The 22,544-nt window shown below is 49.3% G+C and carries 14 protein-coding genes; 8 read left to right on the top strand and 6 right to left on the bottom strand.

Annotated elements, in window-relative coordinates; genetic code table 11:
- Window positions 1-9 precede the first annotated feature (9 nt).
- Window positions 10-906, bottom strand: coding sequence for an aldo/keto reductase (locus P2H89_RS04220; RefSeq protein WP_275825275.1), 897 nt, complete (start codon window positions 904-906; stop codon window positions 10-12).
- 122 nt (window positions 907-1,028) lie between these two features.
- Here P2H89_RS04220 and P2H89_RS04215 point away from each other — a divergent pair, with 122 nt between their 5' ends.
- The 3 genes from P2H89_RS04215 (at window position 1,029) to P2H89_RS04205 (ending at window position 2,690) form a co-directional block, all read left to right on the top strand.
- Window positions 1,029-1,208, top strand: coding sequence for a hypothetical protein (locus P2H89_RS04215; protein ID WP_275825273.1), 180 nt, complete (start codon window positions 1,029-1,031; stop codon window positions 1,206-1,208).
- Window positions 1,209-1,372: 164 nt separating this feature from the next.
- Entirely contained in the window at window positions 1,373-1,831 is a 459-nt protein-coding gene (locus P2H89_RS04210) for a VOC family protein (protein WP_275825272.1), read from the top strand.
- A gap of 178 nt (window positions 1,832-2,009) precedes the next feature.
- Window positions 2,010-2,690: an NUMOD4 domain-containing protein gene (locus tag P2H89_RS04205; protein WP_275825271.1), complete on the top strand. Its 681-nt coding sequence runs from the start codon at window positions 2,010-2,012 to the stop codon at window positions 2,688-2,690.
- Window positions 2,691-2,832: 142 nt separating this feature from the next.
- Here the strand turns inward: P2H89_RS04205 and P2H89_RS04200 are convergent, their stop codons facing one another.
- The 5 genes from P2H89_RS04200 to P2H89_RS04180 all read right to left on the bottom strand — a co-directional run bounded on the left by P2H89_RS04200 (window position 2,833) and on the right by P2H89_RS04180 (window position 11,235).
- On the bottom strand, window positions 2,833-3,888 hold the full coding sequence (locus P2H89_RS04200; RefSeq protein ID WP_275825270.1) for a phytase: 1,056 nt from the start codon (window positions 3,886-3,888) through the stop codon (window positions 2,833-2,835).
- A gap of 24 nt (window positions 3,889-3,912) precedes the next feature.
- Window positions 3,913-4,941 (bottom strand): hypothetical protein, encoded by a 1,029-nt coding sequence (locus P2H89_RS04195; protein WP_275825269.1) that lies wholly within the window; start codon window positions 4,939-4,941, stop codon window positions 3,913-3,915.
- Between the two features lie 45 nt (window positions 4,942-4,986).
- Window positions 4,987-7,695 (bottom strand): TonB-dependent receptor, encoded by a 2,709-nt coding sequence (locus tag P2H89_RS04190; RefSeq protein ID WP_275825268.1) that lies wholly within the window; start codon window positions 7,693-7,695, stop codon window positions 4,987-4,989.
- 251 nt (window positions 7,696-7,946) lie between these two features.
- Window positions 7,947-9,602 (bottom strand): tetratricopeptide repeat protein, encoded by a 1,656-nt coding sequence (locus tag P2H89_RS04185; protein ID WP_275825267.1) that lies wholly within the window; start codon window positions 9,600-9,602, stop codon window positions 7,947-7,949.
- Window positions 9,603-9,777: 175 nt separating this feature from the next.
- A complete protein-coding gene (locus P2H89_RS04180) occupies window positions 9,778-11,235 on the bottom strand; it encodes an MFS transporter (RefSeq protein WP_275825266.1) in 1,458 nt (485 codons plus the stop codon).
- 294 nt (window positions 11,236-11,529) lie between these two features.
- Between P2H89_RS04180 and P2H89_RS04175 the strand changes: the two genes are divergently transcribed.
- The 5 genes from P2H89_RS04175 to P2H89_RS04155 all read left to right on the top strand — a co-directional run bounded on the left by P2H89_RS04175 (window position 11,530) and on the right by P2H89_RS04155 (window position 22,542).
- On the top strand, window positions 11,530-12,132 hold the full coding sequence (locus P2H89_RS04175) for an RNA polymerase sigma-70 factor (protein ID WP_275825265.1): 603 nt from the start codon (window positions 11,530-11,532) through the stop codon (window positions 12,130-12,132).
- A 124-nt stretch (window positions 12,133-12,256) separates the two neighbouring features.
- Window positions 12,257-13,318 carry a FecR family protein gene (locus P2H89_RS04170; protein ID WP_275825264.1) on the top strand — a complete coding sequence of 354 codons (1,062 nt, stop codon included), beginning with the start codon at window positions 12,257-12,259 and terminating at the stop codon, window positions 13,316-13,318.
- 193 nt (window positions 13,319-13,511) lie between these two features.
- Complete coding sequence (locus tag P2H89_RS04165; protein WP_275825263.1) at window positions 13,512-17,075, top strand: TonB-dependent receptor; 3,564 nt, start codon at window positions 13,512-13,514, stop codon at window positions 17,073-17,075.
- 11 nt (window positions 17,076-17,086) lie between these two features.
- The gene (locus P2H89_RS04160) at window positions 17,087-18,970 is read left to right on the top strand and encodes a RagB/SusD family nutrient uptake outer membrane protein (protein ID WP_275825262.1); all 1,884 of its coding nucleotides are present in this window, start codon (window positions 17,087-17,089) and stop codon (window positions 18,968-18,970) included.
- Between the two features lie 203 nt (window positions 18,971-19,173).
- The gene (locus tag P2H89_RS04155) at window positions 19,174-22,542 is read left to right on the top strand and encodes a VCBS repeat-containing protein (RefSeq protein ID WP_275825261.1); all 3,369 of its coding nucleotides are present in this window, start codon (window positions 19,174-19,176) and stop codon (window positions 22,540-22,542) included.
- Window positions 22,543-22,544: the final 2 nt, after the last annotated feature.

Below are 22,544 nucleotides of genomic sequence, written 5' to 3'. Positions count from 1 at the left end.
AGCAGAAGGTTACCGGTGTTGATCATAAACATGAAGGGGGATAGCATTTCGAAACAGCTCCAGCTCATCGGCCGATAGTAGGGTCGAATCGATGGTCTTCAACGCTTCATTCAATTGCTCCGTATTCCTGATGCCAACGATGGCCGCAGTAATACCCGGTTGTTGCAACACGAAACGCAACGCAACCTGCGTAGCACCGCGCAATGGAGTAACGCAGTGTTGTACTGCCCTGGCAGCCTGCTCCACTTCTTTCTCAGAATAGTTAAGATAAGTGGCGGCGGGTTTATCGATCAATAGCCCTTTGGCCACACTGCCGCGCGCCAGCACGCCAATTTCCTGTTGCTTCAGTAAAGGCAGGCAGCTTTCCTCGGGCCGGCGATCGAGCATACTGTATTGCATCATTACACTCGACATCTTCGAACGGTCTACATACTCCCTGATCACATTGGGCCTGATGGACGAGATACCATAATACCGGATCTTTCCTTCCTGCTGTAATTGTTCAAACGCCTCGATGGTTTCGTCGATAGGATCATCGATAGTGCCACCGTGCAATTGAAAGAGATCGATATAATCGGTACCCAGGCGCTTCAGACTTTCTTCCACCGCCGATAAAATATATTGTTTGCTGGCGTTCCAATTAAACCCATTACCATCTTCCCGCAGTTGATTACCGGCCTTGGTAGCGATCAGTACCTCCTGCCTTTTACCCGCAATGGCTTTACCTACTGTGATCTCATTAAAACCTTGCTGATAGACATCGGCCGTATCGAAATAATTGATACCGCCATCGATGGCCTGTTGAATGAGGGTTGCATTGGCAGCGTGGTCATTTCCCAACGACATACAACCAAAGCCGATAGCACTTACTTCCAGGGTGGATTTACCGAGTATATGATAATTCATGGAGGACGCTTTTAACGGTTCTCTAACAGCCGACATTAGGATTTCTTTAATAAACCCAAACATCCACTGATGGTCTTATATACAGAAACAGCCAAAGAACATTAATCACAAAACATAAAATTATGAAAACGATCTTAACATTCCTGATGCCGCTCATCGCCATCGTTTCCGGAATATTCAGCTTTACCATGTTCAGCGAACAATATCATTATATGTCGGCCATCCTTACAGTGGTAGCTTACTTATCGGCAAGTGCCTGGGTATACCTGCTCACCACCCGCACTAAAGTGGCCTATCATTAATACTTTGGTTTATTCAGGGTTTACATAGGGTTTATTTCAGGTGTTATTGAATCGGGGCGCCCATTGGCGCCCTGATCTTTTTCAACACCTCCGCATCGTGCACACCGGTACATTTTAATGGAGCACGGCGCCAGCCATGCAGAAAAATCGCTGTATATTGAAGCATGAAAAAGATCATTACTACCAGCCTGCTTGCCCTGTTGCTGATCACCCTGTTCACCGCAACAGCCACAGCACAAACTAAAAAAGCCACCCTCAACCATATCGCCTTATCGGTCAGGAACCTGGCCAAAAGCACCGCCTTCTACAGCAAGATCATCCAGTTGGATACCATCCCGGAGCCCTTTCACGACGGCAAACATACCTGGTTCAGTATCGCCGCCCATAGCCACCTGCACCTCATCGAATACAGCGACCCTATCATCGTACCCGCCAAAGGTACCCACCTCTGCTTCAGCGTACCATCCATTGAAGAATTCATACAACGTCTCGAAAAACAGCAGCTCCCCTACTCCAACTGGCAGGGAGAGAACAAAGCAGTTACCACCCGCGTTGATGGCGTGAAACAGATCTACCTGCAAGACCCTGACGGTTACTGGATCGAGATCAACAACGATAAGTGAAAACCAGTAGGCCACAGGCTGCAAACGGGCCACAAACCATAGCAGAAAGTTGATTTAAGACAAAAAAATAAAGGTCAGATTGACGTTGTGGAAAAATAAGTAATACTACGGATCATTGCGATTCGGGTAGCTGGTAAATTGGAATACTGTTTAACCGTTTAACCTAAGCCAGCTACTTATGCCCGAAAAAAAATACCCCTTTGAGAATAAGTCCATCAAGGACATCAGAAATGAATCCTGGAAAGATATACCCGGGTTCGAAGGCATTTACCAGGCCTCCAGCTATGGGCGCATCAGATCACTCGACCGCACCATCCTGCACGCCCGGCTGGGCCAGCAATTCGTGGGTGGTCGCATATTAAGCCAATCTATCGCCGAAAACAACAATATCAAGACCGGCGAGCCCATGATCGACTTACGGGTATCCTTAAGCCTGGATGGTGTACAGCATTATTTCAATACCCGCCGCCTCATCTATATGACATTTGTCAACAAAAAGATCAATTACCAGAAAGACGGCCTGTATGTGATCAATAAAGACGGAAACGGTTACAACAATAAGGTCACCAACCTGCAACTGGTTACCAAAAGCGAGAAGCAAAAAAGGGTATTCACCCGCGACCGGCAGGATAGCTACCTCAAGATCGCCGACCGCTCCAAATGGCCCAAGACCTATGGCGGCTACACCCGCCGCAAACCGATCAAGCAATACACCCACCGTGGCAAGCTGATCGCCAAATACGAAAGCGTGAGCGAAGCCTCGCGGCAAACAGGCATCGGCGAAAAGGAGATCATTCAGGTGGCAAAGGGAGTTTACTCACAATGGAACGGCTTTAAATGGAGATACGTGAACCCATAACACCATTGCTTTCGTCATAAATCATTAAGCGCCGCGCCCCATCCGGGCGCGGCGTTTGTTTATAAGTCTGCGGGCTTTGTTTCAGCCCCCGGCATCACAGCCTTGTCTGCACGACCACTACGAAAGTCACTGCACTACCCTCTTAGGGCATCAGATCTTCCCACCGGTAAAAATGAAAGGTCTTATCGGTACTCATCGCTACAAATAACCCTTTGGTGAACACCCCGTTCAGCGGCAGGGCCACTACTTCCGAACCATCGCTTTCCAGTGTGGAGAGATGTACCTTCTTAATAAACCTGTGCTCATGCGGATTGCCCGGCACCCCTTCGCGTGTGAAGAGTTGAAAATGATTGGTCTGCTGGTCCGACACGATCAGGTACCCTGTGCTATCACTGGTCGCATAAATAGAAATACCCTCATGATCCTGTTTAAAACCCTTCCGCCCAAAAACCGTCAGCTCTTCATTCCCCTTTTCCGGATCGGCATAATACTTTCTAACGCCATAGCCCTCATCCGAATAATAAACATAGCCCAGCACATCATCTACAGCAATGGCTTCGATCTCCTTGATGCCGCTGAATTGACCAAACTTACGGACCAGTGTAGCCTTTACCCTTCCCTGGCCATCATCTTCGAGCAGGTATTGCCATAAATAACCGCCTTCACGCGGACCCGTTTTACGACCCACGATCGCATAGACCTTACCAGCCTTGTTTTTATACAGGGCAATGCCCATCAGGTCCCGGAACTCAGTGCCTGTTTCACCTTCAAACACCGGCAACCCATCGCCGTCTACCGGCTTACAGTCGGGCAGCGAAAACACCCGCAGCTTGTGGGTAAATCGCTCAGTGACCACCGCGATATCGGTAGGCTTACCGTTTAACGATAACCCATATTCTATATCCACATTATTAGGTCTTTGCAGGTTGCGCACCACTTTATCGTGCTGCACCTTGCCTTGCAGGTCAAATACATACAGCGCACCGTCCTGGTCCTTATCGGTGCCCAGGATCAAACTGGCAGCCGGATTGTCGCGGTTGATCCAGATAGCCGGATCATCAGAGTCATAACGTACCGTATCGGTAACGATCACGGGTTTAATAGCAGGAAGGCCGGTATCCCCCGTTCTTGCCATGGAAGTACAGGCCACCTGGAATACATACAGGAACAAAAAAACAATCGCAACAGAATATCGCATGGGTAAGAAGTAAAGAGTAAATAATTATTTTTCAAGGGTGAGCATAATATCATCCGTTTCTTCATCTTCCAGCTCGCCTTTCAGTTCGAGGGTAAGCTGTTTGCCCGTTATTTTGAAGCTGCCCTTATAGACAAACTCCGCAAACTTCCCTTTTCCCAGTTCCAGCACCTCCCCAAATTCAATATCGCCTTCCAGCTCATCATCAGCCAACTCTTCGATCTCCGTCTCTATTTCAATCTCCTTGTTCTTGGTTTCGGCACTCCCGCATTCATTCACTACCTCGGTGGCTTTCAGCTTCACCACCACCTTGATCTCGCCATACTCTACTTCGAACGTGATCTTTTTAACATCAGCCGCTGTAAGCCCTTTAATATCCTCGCTCACCAGGCCAAACAGCGTCTTAAATCGGGTAAAAGCGGCTGCATCTTTCGAATCAAGCTCCCACTCGCCATAAATAGCTTCATCGTCTTGTACGGAGTAAGTAAAATCGGCCGTCTTATTGGCCTGCACGGCAACATTGTTGCCTGCTGTACCGGTAAGTTGAATGGTCAACTCCCGCTTCTTCGTATTGAAAACGTCATCATCGAACAACGCATCGTCTACCTCAAACTCCACCTCTACTTCTTCCACACCTGCAGGAAATTGTACCGAGCCCAGTCCGGTATTCACATCGAACTGCAAGGGTATCTTAATACCCGCATCTTCCGAAGTGGTGCAGTCATCGATCTCATAGAAAGCTTTGGCGTCCTTTATATAATCCGACAACTTATTGAACCCTTTAAAGCCTGTCACCTTAAAATTTACGGTAACTGCCTCTTTGAGCGGTGTGATCTTTCCCGCAGGCGCTGCGCCCGTTGCATCGGCCCTGTCGAGCAGCGTGAGCTTGAAACTGAAAGCATCTTCATCTTCCAGGCCGCCATCGCCCTCATCATCCAGTACAATAACCTGTGGAAATTCATCCGCCGACAACGGCTTTACCAGGTCATCATTTTCCTTATCGCAGGCTGCAGCCAACAACAGCAGCAGCACGAAGCACAACCATGATCTTGTCATATAAAAAGTTTGTAATAGTAAAAGAGGAGATTTACAGTACAGTAATTACCAATCGAACTTTACACCAAAGCGTCCCCATTGGCGGTAATACTCGCGTTGAATGAGTTGGTCTTTGGTAGCCATATACCTTTCAAAAGGCTGGTTGGTGATATTGAGTACTTCGGCAAACAACCGCCAGTGGGCATTGAACGCATAGCCTGCACTGATATCCGCCTGCAGCCTGTCCTTCACGAAAACGTCTTCTTCGCTGGTAGCACCAACCTCGCTGAGGTATTCGCCATTGAAGTTGAAAGACACACGGGCGTTGAACTTCTTCCTTTCGAAAGCGAGCGAGATATTGCCCACATGCGTGGCCTGCCCGGGCAGCCTCAACTTCTCGGTGGTGTTCGGCTTGGCGGCATCGGCTGTTCTGCTTTGTAAAGTAGCTGCCGAATGAGCGTAAGTATAGTTTACATACAGGCTGAAGTATTTGAGCGCACCGGGCAAAAAACTGAGGTTGTTCTGGAAAGCGAATTCAAACCCCGTAACGTTGGCCTGGTTGCCATTTTGCGCCTGCACAACATCGATGCTGTTGAGGTAAGGCGTACCGGCCAATGGGTAAGGACTGTTGAACAATACCCGGCGGTAAATAAAGTCATTGAGGCGTTTATAAAAGAATCCTCCCGAAAGCACACCCACATTACCGAAATAATGCTCGCCCAGCAGGTCGAGGTTGAAAGCCTTCACCGGCTTCAGTGCAGCATTACCGGCCGTGGCGATATTGTCTTCCTGGTTGATCTCCTGCGATGGAATGATCTCACTAAAATTGGGACGTGCGTACGAGAAAGTCGCCGCTGCACGCAGGTTGGTGAACTTACTCAATTGATAACGCACACTTGCCTGGGGCAACAGGAAATCGTAGGAACTGCTGCCGGTAACCGGTACGATCTCCTGCAGATCACCCGCCCCATCGATCACCACATCTTTCGAATGGTAGCTGACCTTGGTTCGCTCATAGCGCACACCACCCAGCACCATCAGTTTATTGAATTGCTGACGGGCCATGGCATAAGCGGCAACAACATGCTCTTCAGCATCATAAGCTTCCAGCGCTTCGTCGATCGCTTTGTCTTCGGGTGAAGAAGCGAAAGCAGCGGGGTTGGCATTGAAGTAGTTGATAAATGACCCTACCGATAGCGGTTTACCCAGCTCATACCGGCCGCCCAGGAAGGAAGACTTGATGGGTCCTTCTTCAAAAGCATCGAGCGTGGGTACATCGGCAATAGCTTCATAATAATCCTGCGTAATGGAATAACTCTTTTCTTTCCGGCGCAGTTTGGCGCCTACCTTGATCAATCCGCTGTTATTGTTCAGTTTGTAAGGGATGCCCAAATCAAACTTGGCGGTGATGTTCCTGTCTTTGGCCAATGTATGTCCGAAACCCGCTTCATCCAATTCGTACGCCTTATTATCAGTAAAGTCATCGGCAGTAATGGAAGGATATTTTGGGTTTTTGAAACCAAGCACCGAAGGGATGCCTGCAATAAAACCTATCTCATTATCGTAAGGGGTATTTTGACGGCCATTCGAAAACTGGGCTTCATAGTTGAGGAAAAAGGAATTGAAATTATGCTTGGCACCCAAGTTGATAGTGGTAATGGACTGTGCTTCGAAACGATCCTTCGTCAGCTTCTCGATCTCTTCATCTTCGGGTTTGAAAACATATCGTCTTCTCCACTCCCGGTCGGTGAACCGGCTGTAAAGGGCGCGCAGATACACTTCATGACGTGGATTGAAGCGATAGTCGATCGTGCTGCTGAGCCCCAGCCGGGTGCGGGTAAGGGAGTAGTCGCGTAACTCGACTTCGTTGTCTTGCGGCGACCTTTCTATATTATCCGAACCGAGATCGTTGTGGTAATAGCTGCTGTTGAACAGTACACCCAGCTTCTCTTTATTACCCAGGCGCTGCGCATACTGCAACTGTCCCTGGATATTCGTAGCGCGCATCAGTTGGTTATAACCGCCGGCCAGCGAGGCATTGATGCGGGGCTTTTTACTTTGCGCCGTGCGGGTGATCAGGTTCACCGAACCGCCTACGGCATCGCCATCCATATCGGGTGTCAGTGACTTGCTGACTTCAATAGAAGCCAGTTGATCGGCCGGGATGGCATCGAGCGCTACAAAACGCACATCGGCTTCGGGCGAAGGTATTTGCTCGCCATTCACACTTACATTGGTGAACTGCGGCGCCAGTCCGCGTACAAAAACATACCGCCCTTCACCCTGGTCGCGTTCGATATTGACACCAGGCACCCGCTGCAACGCCTCTGCGGCATTCGGATCGGGAAAGCGGCCAATCTGGTCCGACGCGATCACGTTGCGGATATTGTCCGCATTCTTTTGTTGGTTGAGGGCCTTGGCCTGTCCCTGCAGCAACCCCATCACGATCACACTGCTCAGGCGTGCATAGCTGCTCGACAATCCGATACGCAATACCCGTGTTTCGTTGGGTTTCAGCTCGAGCGTAATGGTAGAGTCGCTGTAGCCGAGATAACGTACCACCAGGCTACGCGTACCACTGCCTGCATAAATAAAGAATTCGCCATTGACATCGGTCACCGTACTGTTGTTGCTGCCCAACAGGCTAATGGTAGCGCCCGTAAGCACCTCCTTATTCACGGCATCGGTAATGGTTCCTTTAACAATGGCCTGCTGCGCCCAGGCACACCAGGGAAATAAAAACAATAAGCAGCTGGCGATCCATTTGGTCATCATAATTTGAGTTTTGTTCGATGCGCAAATTTGAACACCGGCCCGCCTATCTGGATAAAACCACCGTGAACAAAAGGGCTACAGTCGTTGCAACAGCGTGAACAAAGGGGCAGCAAACCCGTTACAGAAAAGCTTAAGCAATTTGAGATCAATTAGTTGAGGAAATCACAAATAGCCATTAAGGAATTGTTACCGCAATATGATGTGAATGTTTCGTACCAATCAAGAGGGCACTCCATGCAACCAGGCAATACTTATAAATTTTGAATAAACCCGGTGAGCGACTCCCCTTCGGCGAGGTTGAGTTTCTTGCGCAGGCGGTAGCGGGCTACCCGCAAACTATCCTGCGAAATACCGAGTAAGGTGGCCATATCGCCCGAGCTCAGGTTCATGCGCAGGAGGGCTACGAGCCGTAGCTCGGCGGGCGTGAGGTTGTCGGCATGCCGTTTCAGGTTGGCAAAAAAGGTCTGGTGTACCTGGTCGAAGATGGCGCGAAAATCATCCCAGTAATTATCCTGGTTAAAGCTGAGGCTGATCTTTTGCACCAACTGCCTGAGCTGTTTTTTCTGATCGCGTTTATCGTCGTCCACGATCTCCTGGAGCTTGCTCCGGAGCTCTTCCAGCAATTGGTTCTTTTGAATAAGGTGCAACGTATGGGCCGAGAGTTCATTGCTACGTACGCCGAGCGTTGTCTTCAACTGCTCTTCCTCCAGTTGCTTATTGCGCAGCTCCACCTGCATCAGCTCCCGGCTTTTCTCATAGATATCTTTGTTCTGTTCATTCAACGCCTTCTCATTCCGGATGCGCAGGCGCTGCCGGCTGATGACCACAATACCCAGCACGATCAGCAAACCAACTACGAGGGCAACGGAAATGGTGATAATAATATTGATACGTTTCTGTGCCGTGAGGCGCAACAACTCACCGTTCTTTTGCTCAACTTCGTACACTGTTTCCAGAAATGCGATCTGTTGATTATTGGAAGCGGCATAGATCTTTTCGACGAGACTTCTCGATTGTTCATTATAATAATACGCGCTGTCAAATACCTTCATCAGTTCAAACCCACGGGCCATATCCCGGTGAGCCGAAGCCAGTTGATACTGCGATTGCGTTTGCTCCGCAAGCATCAAAGCCTGTCGCGTAAAACGAAGTCCGTCATCGTAGTGACCCGTTTTACGGTACACATCCCCCAGGTTATTCAGGATCTCGATCTGTGCAATCGCATCATTATGCTGGCGGTTGATCGCCAGCGCTTTTTCAAAACATAACCGGGCCGAATCGTACCGGGCATAGTCTTCCAGGATGCTGCCCATGTTCTCGAATATCTTGGCCATGCCTACACTATCGCTCATTTGAACATACAGCGACAGGGCTTTCTGCTGGTAGCGGTAAGCGGTATCATACATCAATTTCTTTTCGTACCAATGCCCCATATTGCCATAGGTAAACGCCTGCCCCTTCAGGTCCTTGCGTTCTGTATTGATGCGCAGCGCTTCGGAAAACTGAAGCCCCGCCAGCTCCACCTGTTTATTGGAGTAGTAAACGGTACCAAGGTAATTGAGGGTAGCAGCCAGTCTGTCAAACGCAGGAATGGCGCGGAAGATCTTTTCGGCCTGCAATAAATAATCGATCGACTGGGTAAAGTTGCTGTAATTATAAAAGATATGCCCAATCTGTTGCAGGCAGATGCCTTCCACCAGCAGGTCATTCTTTTCGCGTGCAGTCGCTACCAGTTCCTTCAACACGATGTAGGCAGAGTCGGGCTGTCGCCTCGCCAGTTGCTCCGTTTGCTCGAGCGTAAACAGCCACTGCTTTTGTTGCGCCATCAACTTACCCGATGGAGTACAACACAATACAGTTAAGAAACATAGCAGTAAAAAAGAACGGGAGAACCGGAGTGCATACATAGGCCACAGTAGAATTCAGCCTGCTAAAGTAAGCTACCACCCGTTGGTAAAGATTCCTTAACACAAACTTAATGCAGCTTTGAAAAGCAACGTAGAGTCGCCGACCGGCAGACTACCTACTCCGCTCTACAGGTTTGCGTGTTGCACCTTCTGATTGAAACGTTGCCACCTCCACTTAATGCGACTTCTTCTTGAATAGGCCCCATAGCTGATCGTGCCAGGAAATGAGGTTGCCGATCAGGAAATTCTCTTTCAGGTTGTTCTTGATGCTGCTGCGCATAATGCGCACCACGATATCCTTCTCCACCTCTCCTACTTCTTTTACCCGGAGCAGGAATTCGAGCGAGAAGAAAGCAAGCCCTGCCCCGATCAGGAACAGGAAGTTCATATCGTGCAGCGATACCAGGTGAAATACCTTATTCAACTTAGGCCCTGCCCATGCGGCATTGATCACCAATGACCGATCAGCAAAATAATCTGCCAGGATACCACCAATCAGGGGGGCCACCGACGAAAAAACAGCCGTTATGATATTCTTGGTGGAGAGATAGACGATAGCATGTTCGTTCGGCGCCAGCTTCAACCCGATATTTGTGAGCGATAAATTGATGCCTGCCGTAGCCACGCCTGTGAAAATATGGATCAACACCAGGAGGATCATATTGGCCAGGAACTTCGAGTAGATGCCCACGAAACACCAGCCGATGATGCATAGAATATATACAGGAGCTGCAATGGCCAGGATGGTCTTGTTACTATACCGGTCCGAGAATCGCCCCCACATACGAATGGTGAGGATGCTGCACAGCTGGCTCACCACCGTAAGGCCGATCACATACGTCATCGACAAGCCGAGATGCTTCAGCATGTAAACTGTAAAGAAAGGGATGGCGATATTCAGGGCAAAAACCCAGGCCGAGTTGAACATCAACAGCTTCCTGAAATTCGCATCCTGCAATGGACGTTTGAACAACAGGAAAATATTTTCCCGCGCCAGCAGCGATTCGGGCTCGGGCACCCGCACCAGAATAAAGGCTCCGCCAATGCCAATAACACCGGCCGTGATGAACATTACGGAGTAGGTAGCCAGCTCATAAGCAGGATAGTGATCCTTCATATAATCGATCAAAAAAGCCAGACAGAGGCTCAACACAACGTTCAACGTTTGCATATAACTGCTGCGCCGCGAAAAATAAGCTCCCAACCGATTGCCAGGCACCAGGTCTTTCATCCACGCATTCCAGCTCAATCCGGCAATAGAGGCAAACAAATAATAAAAGAAGAGAAAGAAGATCAAAACCTGAATCGAGCCGGAAGCAAAGAACGATAGGCAACCGATCACGACCAGCGGTAAGCGAGCAAGCAGCGAACCCGTAACACTGATCACCCGCCGGTTATTATAACGCTGCACCAGCCAGATGGAGAGTAACTGAAAAATATTGGTAAAGGTGGGCAAGGCAGCCAGCAACCCGATCTGCAGGTTGTTGGCACCCAGTAACAGGGCCATGGCCACCAGGAAAGCGCCCCCGATCAACGTGGTCATAGCTTCCGTTGCCAACCCTTCAGTAACCACCAGCTTTAAGCCGGCCTGCACCTCGCCTTCAGACAGCGATTTCTTGGGCCTTACATTCATAGGTTAATTTCCGTTCAAAATTGAGCAAAATAGGACCATTCAACGTCGGGCCATCTCAAGGCATACATCCAATAGCAATCACGATAGCACTACGAAAGTTTTCTGATCAAATGCAAAATGAATGCCTGCCTTTTACAGATAGTAATAATTACCAAAATAAAACCAACTTATGCAAACGTATGCTTAAGTTTGAAGAGTATCGGGTGGATGATTTGAAGGGAATGGTTCTTGTTGAAATCCATTTTTTTCCTTTACCTTGTACATACGATTCCAACTACTGCATTGCCCAACCATATGGATTACAAAGTATTTGACGACGAAATACTGCTGAAACTGCTTAAAACAGGCGACGGAGCTGCCCTCGAAGAGATTTACAAGAGGTACAGTGAATCCGTATTTCTCGCCGCTCTCCGGAAAGTTCGCTCCAAAGAAGTAGCAGAAGAACTCGTACAGAACATCTTCATTAGTTTATGGGCTAAAAGAGAACAGGCACAGATCGGTAAGCTCGAAGCTTACTTACATACAGCCGTTCGTTATCAGGTCATCGATTATATCCGATCCAAAATATTGCGCGAGCGCTATACCCAATTTGCCAAAGACCAATTGAATATCGACGAAAACGCTTCTGAATCAAAGCTTTTATTACAAGAGCTCAGTGTAGCCATCGACAACACCATCAAAAAGCTTCCCCAAAAAACCCAGGAGATCTTCCGGCTGAGCCGTTACGAACACCGCTCCGTAAAAGAGATCGCCCAATACATGAATCTTTCCGAAAAAGCCGTTCAATATCATGTAACTCAGTCTCTTAAATTCATGCGGCTCCACCTGCGCGACTTCATCCTGATGAATACCCTCATAGGCTCCTTCACCCGTTTTCTGCTTGAGGTAAACAACTAACGGCGAGCAGGTTACATAAACAAATAATAGTCCATTATTTTTTTTAGAGAATCTTAGGGTAGCGGTTCGCCCCACCGACAATTAGTTAAGTCGTTTCAACCGAAGATCGATTTAACTATTTCCCATGAACCGAAGAGCATTTTATCATTTACTGCAACGTTACTCCGACGGCACTTGTACGGAAGAAGAAAAACAGCTGGTAGAGCAATGGTACGAACTGCTCGACGACGATCATGAGGCAGCCGTAAGCAATGAAGAAGCAAAGACGATCGTAGACAGGCTTTGGCCCGTGATCAAAGAAAAAACACTACCTCAACCCGAACCGGTAATAATAGATCGTCCTGTACGCAGAATGCCAGCCTTCCTGCGCTGGACAGCCGCTGCCGCTGCCATGGCAGCAATAGCATTCGGCCTCTACTGGGTAATAGCACCCGGCAGTTCTGAATCATCCGAAACAGTAGCCTACCTGACCAATCGGTTGTCGCGCACTATCAACAACGGCAACACACCCGATACGGTTTATCTGCCCGATAAGAGCCGCGTCATCCTTGAACCTAAAGCCACCCTGTATTATCCCGACAGCTTTGAATTGGCTAAACGGGAAGTTTACCTCGAAGGGAACGCCTTCTTCGAAGTGACCAAAAACCCCAACGCCCCATTCTATGTGTACAGCAACAACATCGTAACACAGGTACTGGGAACCAGCTTTTTTGTAAAGACCGATGCCCTGACCAACGATGTGGAAGTATCCGTGAGAACGGGTAAAGTAGCAGTCTATGAAAAGGAAACACCCAAAGGCAGTAAACAACGCCAGCAGGAATCGACCGGCGTGATCCTGAAACCCAACCAAAAGGTGATCTATAACCGCATAGACGGGCACTTCCGCACCATGCTCGTAGATGTACCCCTTCCGCTTATGCTGGCCGGGAAACAGGAAGAGACCATCACCGAACTGAATTTCGTATTTGAAGAAATGCCCCTTTCAAAAGTACTCGCAAGATTGGAAGAGGCTTATCATATCGAGATCATCACCGAAAACGAAACGCTTGAAAAGGCACTTTTTTCGGGTGATATCAAAGGGCAGAACCTGTACGATCAGCTGGAGATCATTTGCCAGGCAGTACAGGCAACCTACGAAGTACGCGGCACCCGCATACTCGTAAAAGGAGAATCAGAGAACCAGTAACGCTAATATAACATTTATCAACTCACCAAAACTAAGCAAATATGAAACCCTCTAACTACATCACCTAAACCCATCACCTCCTTAAAAAACAAAAGCTGACAATGCTACCAACATTGCCAGCCGGGCATCCGCCGGGAGGCGGATACATTATTGTACGTGCCTTGAAATTCAGCGAACAATAACAATCAAATTTATGAAAAAACAACGACTTGTTGCCTTAACTGCCATTGCAATGAGAATAGCGATCATACAGGTTTTCCTGGTCTTTTTCCTGACTTCCATGGCTTACGATCATCATGCTGATGCACAAGGAGTAATGGATAAAGTAGTGACCCTTTCTGTAGACAAAGGACAACTGAAAGATGTATTCAATTCATTGAAAACCCAAACGGGAGCGCGGTTTGTGTTTAGCTCCAGAACCATCGAAGCAAATAAGAAAGTAACCATCAGGGCCAGGGACAAAAAACTGAGTGATGTACTCGAAGAGTTACTCACTCCCTTCGGCGTAAATTATAAGATCGTGAAGGACCGTATAGTCCTTTACAAACCCAAATCCATCGGCGATATCTTTGGCAATCCTGCCGAAACCAATGAACTGCTGGTGAGTCTCGAAGATCTCAACAAGGAGATCAAAGGAACGATCACGGATGAAAAGGGGGCTCCCCTGGCGGGCGTCAGTGTCGTGGTAAAAGGAACGACCAAAGGTGTCAACACCGATGCCAATGGAGCTTTTACCATCAGCATACCCGATGATGCCACCACCCTGGTGATCACCTACATCGGGTTCACTCAACAGGAGGTGGACATCGCTGGTAAAGCCATCGTAGCAATCACCATGACCCCCAACGCGGGCCAACTGAGCGATGTAGTGGTGGTAGGTTATGGAACACAAAAAAGAGTAACGGTAACAGGTGCGGTAGCACAGGTAAAAGGTTCCGACCTCGCCAAAGCACCCACCGTTAACCTGTCGAACGCACTGGCTGGCCGCCTGCCCGGCGTTACCGCCATCCAATCAACTGGTGAGCCTGGATACGATGGTTCTACCATCCGTATACGGGGGTCCAATACGCCTAACAACAGTGGCGCTTTGATCGTTATCGACGGGGTTCCCGACAGGGCAGGTGGTCTGGAGCGTTTGAATCCCTCCGACATCGAAAGCATGTCTGTATTGAAAGATGCGGCAGCTGCGATATATGGATCACGTGGTGGTAACGGCGTTATCCTCATTACCACCAAACGTGGCAAAACCGGTAAACCGGTGCTCTCCTACGACTTCAACCAGGGATGGGCGCAACCAACCCGCATTCCTAAAATGACGGATGCCGTAGAATATGCCAACCTGGTGAATGAACTGAACATCTTTGATCAAAAGATCGAAGACCTTCCCCCTTCCCAGTGGAAAGCCGCCTGGGACGCTTTTAAAGCAACCGGCACCTATACCACTCCAGCTGGGAAAGTGTATAACGCAACCTATTCACCAGATGTCATAAAAAAACACGGCGACGGTTCAGATGTCTGGAGATACCCCAACACCGATTGGTTTGGAACCACGCTGAAGACCTGGTCGCCCCAATCAAGGCATAACCTGCAGGTATCAGGTGGTACAGAGGCCGTTAAATACCTCGCCTCTATCGGATACAGCAATCAGGATGGTTATTACAAGAATTCGGCAACAGGTTACAAACAATACGACATGCGTTTGAACCTCGATGCCAAGATCAACAAATACATCAACACCAGCATTGGATTAACAGCCCGCGAAGAGTTCCGCTTCTTCCCCACCAGGGGTGCACAACCGATCTTCCGTATGCTGATGCGTGGCAAACCCACGGAACCCGAAGTATGGCCCAATGGCCTGCCGGGACCTGATATTGAAAACGGTGAAAACCCTATCGTGATCACCACCAATGCAACTGGTTACGACAAAGACAAGCGCGATTATTTTCAAACCAACGGCAGGGTGGAGATCCAGATCCCCGGTGTCAATGGCTTGAAGGTTACAGGGTTTGCTTCTTTGGACAAGTATATTCGCCGTACCAAAAGATGGGAAACACCCTGGTCTTTGTATAACTGGGATAAAACATCGTTTGAAGCTGACGGCGTAACACCCAAGCTCCAAAAGTCTGTTCGCTCAACATTTACCGATCCAAGATTGACTGAGTCGGAAGAAGATCAGATAAACATAACGCTTAACGCGTTTGCGAATTACGACCGCACATTCGGCGATCATACCATTAATCTGCTCGCAGCGATCAACCGGGAAACGATCGACAACCAGAATTTCAATGCTTTCCGCAGAAATTATATCTCACCAACCATCGACCAGTTGTTTGCTGGCGGCGATGATGCCCTGAAGAATAACAACGGGGGAGCATTTGAGCGCGCCCGTTTGAGTTATTTCGGCCGGGTAAACTACAACTATCAGGAAAAGTACATCGCAGAGTTCCTCTGGCGCTATGATGGGTCCTATATATTCCCGAAAGAAGAACGCTGGGGTTTCTTCCCGGGTGTGCTCGTAGGCTGGCGTATATCGGAAGAAAGTTTCATGAAAACTTTCTCCTTCCTCGACAACCTGAAGCTGCGTGGCTCCTGGGGACAAATGGGTAACGACAACATCATCTTCAATGGCGTGTTACAGGAATACAGGTTCCTCTCCCTCTACGACTTTGGCTCTTATGTAGCCGGCAACAGCGTATTGAAAACCCTGCGTGAAAGCAGCGTACCCAACCCGCAATATACCTGGGAAGTAGCCAACAACTCCAACGTAGGATTGGAAGGTTCGGTGCTGCAAAACAAACTGAGCTTCGAGTTCGACTACTTCTACAACGTGCGTAGCAAGATCCTGATGGCCAATGAAGCCCAGGTGCCTGCCTCCGCCGGTATGGAATTGCCGCCGCAGAACCTCGGCAAAGTAAAGAACAAAGGTTTCGAATTCCTGATCAGCTACAGCGATAAAGTGGGTAAAGACTTTAAATACACCGTAAGCATCAATGGCGGTTATGCCAAGAACGAAGTCGTTAAACTCCCTGAGACACCAGGGTTGAAACCGCACCAGCTTTCCAAAGGCCATACATTCGGCACCAATGGAGCCGCCTTCCTCGTGTATGAGTCTGATGGCGTATTCTATGACCAGGCTGAAATAGATAAGAATACCATCAACTACAGCGCTGCCATCGGCAGCACCGGCATCTTGCGGCCCGGCGATTTGAAGATAAAAGATGTGGATGGCAATGGTAAGATCGATGCCGATGACCGCGTGCGCCTCGACAAGAACCGCGATCCCCTGTTTACCGGAGGTATGAACATCAATATGCAATACAAAGGTTTTGATTGCACCATCCTCCTCCAGGGAGCCGCCGGTGGATTGCTCTTCTGGGGAACAGAGTCCGGAGCCATAGGCAACTTTCTGCAGTATTCCTACGACCACCGCTGGTCGATCGAAAATCCCAGCAGAACCGACCCTCGCCTCACCAACCGTGGCAACACTTATTATTCTGGCGGCAATGCCTTTAGCGGAAACACCTATTGGCTGCGCAACAGCGATTACCTGCGTTTGAAGAATGTAGAAGTAGGTTACAACTTCGCCAGCAAACTCACGCAGCAGGTAGGGATCAGCAACCTGCGTCTGTATGCAAATGGCATCAACCTGCTCACTTTCGATAAAATGAAAATATGGGATCCGGAGTCCACCAGTGGAAGCGGGCAATATTATCCGCAGTCAAGGATCATCAACGTAGGCGCAAGAGTAACCTTTTAAAACTGAACAAGATGAAGAAATTGCTTAAATATATCACCCTTCCTATCGTTTCCGGCATCTTTTTAACAGGCTGCAAGCAGGAGTTTCTCGATACCAAACCGCTTGACAAAGCATCGTCGGTCGATACCTGGAAAGACCCTGCGTTGTCAGAAGCCTTTGTCACAGGCCTGTATTCAGGTTTGGGCCAGGGAGGTTTCGACGAACAAATGCTGGCTTCACTCACCGATGAAGCAGTATTCACACACCCCAGCCGGGGCATCAATGTTATCAACGAAGCAGTTCTTAATCCTTCCAACCTTGGATGGGTGAACGTAAATTATCGCTGGGGAAAGGATGGTAGCAAAAACGATATGTATGGAAGGATCAGGCACGCCAACCTGGCGCTTGAGAACCTGCGCACCGCAACCTTTGAAGATGTCAACGGACTTAAAAAAAGGTTACAGGGAGAAACACACTTCCTGCGTGCCTTCTATTACCATCAATTGGTAAGGTATTATGGAGCTGTGCCCATCATTGACAAATCATACAAACTGGATGATGATTTTTCTATTAACCGCAATACCTGGGATGAGTGCGTAACCTTTATCATCAAAGATTGCGACAGCGCCATCACTGAGTTGAAAGACAAGTCTATGCCCGATGGCAAAGCCAACGAGATCGCCGCAATGGCATTGAAAGCACGCATGCTGTTGTATGCAGCCAGTGACTTGCACGACATCCCAACCGCCAAAGCTAAATCGGCCACCATCGCTGCATACAGCAAACCTGAGTTTTTGGGTTCTCCAGCCGGTGATCGTGCCGCCCGTTGGAAAGCAGCCAAAGATGCAGCCAAAGCGATCATGGACAAAATTCCTGGCAGGGGTTACAAACTCGACCTGGCAGCACCGGTATCCCCGGCAGATGGCAAAATGAATTATGTCTCTTTGTCCATGGGCGGCGCCAGCAAAGCTCCTGGTCTCGATGACACCAAAAAGGAAATCCTCTTCGGACGCTTCTTCACCTCAGCCCGCGAAGAAGGGGGTATGCAGATGGGACTTTACAACGGCCCCAACGGCTACCACAATTGGGCTGGGAACTCACCCATTCAGGAACTCGTGGACGACTACGAAATGATGGATGGTACCAAATTCAGCTGGAGCAATGCCACTCAAAAAGCAGCCCCCTACAAGAATCGCGATCCCCGTTTATATGCCACCGTCCTGTACGATGGCGCCGACTGGAAACCACGCGATAAAGCCTCTGGCAACGTCGACCCCGTCAGTCAGATCCAAGTGGGTCGGTACGATTTGGGCGGTGGAAAGTTCATTGATGGCCTGGACACCCGTTCCAGCTCCATTGAAAACTGGAATGGCTCCTGGACCGGTTATTATATGCGCAAATTTATCGACCCCGATCCCAACCTGGTCGATAACAATGCACGCCAAACTGTTCCCTGGCCTTTCTTCCGTTATACAGAAATCGTATTTAACTATATAGAAGCCTGTATAGAACTGGGAGAAGACCTCGAAGCCCGGACCTGGCTGAACAGGATTCGCTTCCGGGCAGGTATGCCGGCCATTACAGAAAGCGGTGCCGCATTGAAGGCCCGTTATCAGAACGAACGGCGTGTGGAACTGGCCTACGAAGACCATCGCTACCACGATGCACGACGCTGGATGATCGCTCCTACCACACTGGGGCGTCCCATTAATTACATCAATGTAGTAGGCACCCTCAAAGCAGGAGCAACGCCACCGAGCCCCTATCGCTTTGATGAAAGCAAATACACGTATACCTATACACCAACGCCAGGGGCATTGGAATCCAGGAAATGGGATGATAAGATGTACTTCCGACCCATCCCGCTCGATGAAATGAACACTAATACCAAGCTGGTGCAAAATCCAGGCTACTAATAATGTGTGGAGCTGCCTCGTGAGGCAGCTCCACACTACCTTACCTTGTTCTATGATTGTAGTTATTTGAGATCAAAACCACACCTGTCCATAGCAATTATTTCGTTTGGTGTTTTTGTTTTCGTTTACCAAGTCAGGTCGCTGAAAAGCGGCCTGATTTATTTTAGAGAATCAGTAAATTCAGACAATAAAACCCGATAACATTGTATTCCACCAACAACTACTGCACCCTTCTGCTGGCTGCCATATGTACATTCTCATTTGCTTGCAGTGATCAAAAGCCTGCTGCAGAAAAGCCGGCCGATGGCCCTCCCCTGTTCACCCTGCTGACGCCCGAACAAACGCATGTCGACTTCAGCAACACACTCACCGAAGGGCTCAACACCAACGTGCTGATGTATGAGTACTTCTACAACGGCGGAGGTGTTGCGGCCGGAGATATCAACGGCGATGGCCTCACAGACCTGTACTTCTCCGGCAACATGACCGACAATAAGCTCTACCTCAACAAAGACAAACTGAGCTTTGAAGACATCACCACATCAGCCGGCGTGGCTGGCAGACCCGGCCCCTGGAAAACCGGCGTAACCATGGCCGATGTAAATGGAGATGGGAAGCTGGACTTGTATGTTTGCTATTCGGGAAAACTCCGGCCCGAAAAAAGACGCAACGAACTCTTCATCAACGAAGGCAATGATACGCAGGGCAACCCGCGCTTCAGTGAGCAGGGAGTGCAATACGGCCTTTCCGACTCCTCCTACAGCACACAGGGATATTTCTTCGACTATGACCGCGATGGCGATCTTGATCTATTGCTGCTCAACCACAACCCGGTAAACCTGCCTGTACTCGACGAAGCCCGTACATCGGCCATCCTGGCCCAGGAAGACATAGCCTGCGGTATACGTCTATACCAAAACGACAACAATCATTTCAGCGATATCACCAAAAGATCCGGTATCAGCAGTTCGTCGCTCACCTACGGACTCGGTGCAGGCATCGCCGACCTCAATGCCGATGGTTGGGAAGACATCTATGTATCCAACGACTATGCGGTGCCCGACTACCTCTACATGAACAATGGCAATGGCACCTTCACCGATCGCCTGCACACCAGCATCGGACACAATAGCCAGTTCTCCATGGGCAACGATATCGCCGACGTCAACAACGACGGCCGGCCGGATATCTTCACCCTCGACATGTTGCCCGAAGACAACCGCCGGCAGAAATTACTCTTCGCGCCCGACAACTATGAAAAATTCGACCTCAACATACGATCCGGATTTGGTTACCAGTATATGCGCAATATGCTGCAGATAAACAATGGACCTATACCTGAATCAGCAGCAAGGGGACTTGGCAAGCAGGACGTTTATTTCAGCGAAGCCGGCCAACAGGCAGGCATTTCCAATACCGACTGGAGTTGGGCGCCCCTGCTCGCCGATTACGATAATGACGGTTGGAAAGACCTGTTCGTGACCAATGGCTACTTGCGCGACTTCACCAATATGGACTTTATCAAGTACATGAACGATTATATACAAAGCAAAGGCCGCCTCAACCGCGAAGATGTACTCGAGCTGGTACACCAGATACCAGCATCCAACCTCACCAATTACGTATTTGCCAACCGGCAGGACGGCAGTTTCAGCAATAAGACACAAGCCTGGGGCATGACCCGCCACTCCAATAGCAACGGCGCAGCTTATGCCGACCTCGATAACGACGGCGACCTCGACCTGGTGATCAACAATGTCAATGAGCCAGCATTCATCTACCGCAATGAGACCAACGGGCGGCAGCACTACCTGCAGATAAAGCTGCAGGGCGCCGGTGGCAATACCCAGGGCATAGGCGCCAGGGTGATCCTCTACCACGAAGGCCAGCAACAATACCTGGAGCAAATGCCCACGCGTGGCTACCAATCGACTGTATCGACATTACTGCATGCCGGATTGGGCAAAGCTGCGCAGATCGATTCACTGCGTATCATCTGGGTTTCAGGTAAGGAACAAACACTTAAGCAAGTAAAAGCCAACCAGGTTTTAACGCTGCAGGAAAAGGAGGCTACCCGGCCAACTAAAATACCGGCAGCAACAGCCCCACTATTCGTTGAAACGGGAGCGCCTTTCCGCCATGTGTATACACCCAATGCCATCAACGACTTCAAGCGCCAGCCACTGATGGTAAACCCGCTTTCCTTCAATACACCGGCACTGGCCAAAGGCGATGCCAACGGCGACGGACTCGAGGATATCTATGCAGGCGCGAGTGGAGGTATGGGAGCCATGTTGTACATGCAACAAAAAGACGGCCGATTCCTCGTCAGCAAGCAACCAGCCTTCGAAGCAGGTAAAACATTTGAAGACGCAGACGCGGTGTTCTTCGATGCCAACGGCGACGGACACCAGGACATATACGTAGCGAGCGGTGGCTACAATAGTTTTCTGCCCGAAGATGGCAACCTCCAGGACAGGCTTTACCTCAATGATGGTAAAGGACAATTCATACATAGTGCAAATAGCTTACCTGCTATGCTGGTAAGCAAAAGCTGCGTGCGGGTACAGGACATCAACGGTGATGGATCGCCCGACCTGTTCGTCGGCGGCCGGGTAATACCAGGGCGATACCCCGAAACGCCGGTCAGCTACCTGCTCATCAATGACGGCAAAGGAAAATTTACTGACCAGATAAAAACAATAGCCCCCGCCTTGCAGAACGCCGGCATGATCACCGACGCAGCCTGGGTCGATCTCAACGGCGACAAAAAGCAGGACCTTATTGTTGTAGGCGAATGGATGCCCGTACAGGTGTACCTCAACACCAGTAACAAACTGGAAATAGGGACCAATCAATACTTCGACAAATCGTACAGCGGCTGGTGGAATAAATTGCAGGTGGGTGACTTCAACAAAGATGGCAAGCCCGATCTGATCATTGGCAACAATGGTCTCAATACACAATGCCATGTAAGCGACCAGGAGCCCGCATCGCTTTACTACAAGGACTTCGACGACAACGGCTCTATCGACCCGATTTGCTGTTTTTATATCCAGGGGAAAGAACATCCTTATGTAACAAGAGACGAGCTGCTCGATCAGATGAGCATTATGCGTACCAGGTTTACCGATTACAAAGGATACGCCGATGCCACGATGGAAACCATCTTTACCAAAGATGAACTGAAAGAGGTGAAACGACTGCAAGCCAATTACCTCACCACCGCCTACTTCGAAAGTGGGGCCGATGGTAAACTTCATCAGAAGGAACTTCCGGCAGAAGTACAACGATCGCCCGTCTACACCATCACTAGTCTCGACTATAACAAGGACGGTGCCGAAGACCTGCTGCTCTGTGGCAACATCAATCGCGCGCGTTTACGGCTGGGCAGGTACGATGCCAATTTCGGCACCCTGTTGAAGGGTGATGGGAAAGGCAAGTTCACCTACGTACCACAACAGGAATCAGGCTTTTACCTCACCGGCGATGTGCGCAGCGTACTGCCCTTCAAGAATCTGTTGCTCTTCGGTATAAACCAACAAACCATCAAAGCTTACACAACCCGATAACC

The organism is Paraflavitalea sp. CAU 1676 (genome assembly GCF_029223285.1).
Classification (GTDB): Bacteria; Bacteroidota; Bacteroidia; order Chitinophagales; family Chitinophagaceae; genus Paraflavitalea.
This window is presented reverse-complemented; position numbering and strand designations above follow the sequence as displayed.

Excerpts from the sequence above, each read along its gene's own strand:
- P2H89_RS04190 (WP_275825268.1), bottom strand. The coding sequence starts at position 7,695 with ATGATGACCAAATGGATCGCCAGCTGCTTATTGTTTTTATTTCCCTGG.
- P2H89_RS04185 (WP_275825267.1), bottom strand. The coding sequence starts at position 9,602 with ATGTATGCACTCCGGTTCTCCCGTTCTTTTTTACTGCTATGTTTCTTA.
- P2H89_RS04215 (WP_275825273.1), top strand. The coding sequence starts at position 1,029 with ATGAAAACGATCTTAACATTCCTGATGCCGCTCATCGCCATCGTTTCC.
- P2H89_RS04175 (WP_275825265.1), top strand. The coding sequence starts at position 11,530 with ATGGATTACAAAGTATTTGACGACGAAATACTGCTGAAACTGCTTAAA.
- P2H89_RS04220 (WP_275825275.1), bottom strand. The coding sequence starts at position 906 with ATGAATTATCATATACTCGGTAAATCCACCCTGGAAGTAAGTGCTATC.
- P2H89_RS04200 (WP_275825270.1), bottom strand. The coding sequence starts at position 3,888 with ATGCGATATTCTGTTGCGATTGTTTTTTTGTTCCTGTATGTATTCCAG.
- P2H89_RS04165 (WP_275825263.1), top strand. The coding sequence starts at position 13,512 with ATGAAAAAACAACGACTTGTTGCCTTAACTGCCATTGCAATGAGAATA.
- P2H89_RS04195 (WP_275825269.1), bottom strand. The coding sequence starts at position 4,941 with ATGACAAGATCATGGTTGTGCTTCGTGCTGCTGCTGTTGTTGGCTGCA.
- P2H89_RS04180 (WP_275825266.1), bottom strand. The coding sequence starts at position 11,235 with ATGAATGTAAGGCCCAAGAAATCGCTGTCTGAAGGCGAGGTGCAGGCC.
- P2H89_RS04160 (WP_275825262.1), top strand. The coding sequence starts at position 17,087 with ATGAAGAAATTGCTTAAATATATCACCCTTCCTATCGTTTCCGGCATC.
- P2H89_RS04205 (WP_275825271.1), top strand. The coding sequence starts at position 2,010 with ATGCCCGAAAAAAAATACCCCTTTGAGAATAAGTCCATCAAGGACATC.
- P2H89_RS04210 (WP_275825272.1), top strand. The coding sequence starts at position 1,373 with ATGAAAAAGATCATTACTACCAGCCTGCTTGCCCTGTTGCTGATCACC.
- P2H89_RS04170 (WP_275825264.1), top strand. The coding sequence starts at position 12,257 with ATGAACCGAAGAGCATTTTATCATTTACTGCAACGTTACTCCGACGGC.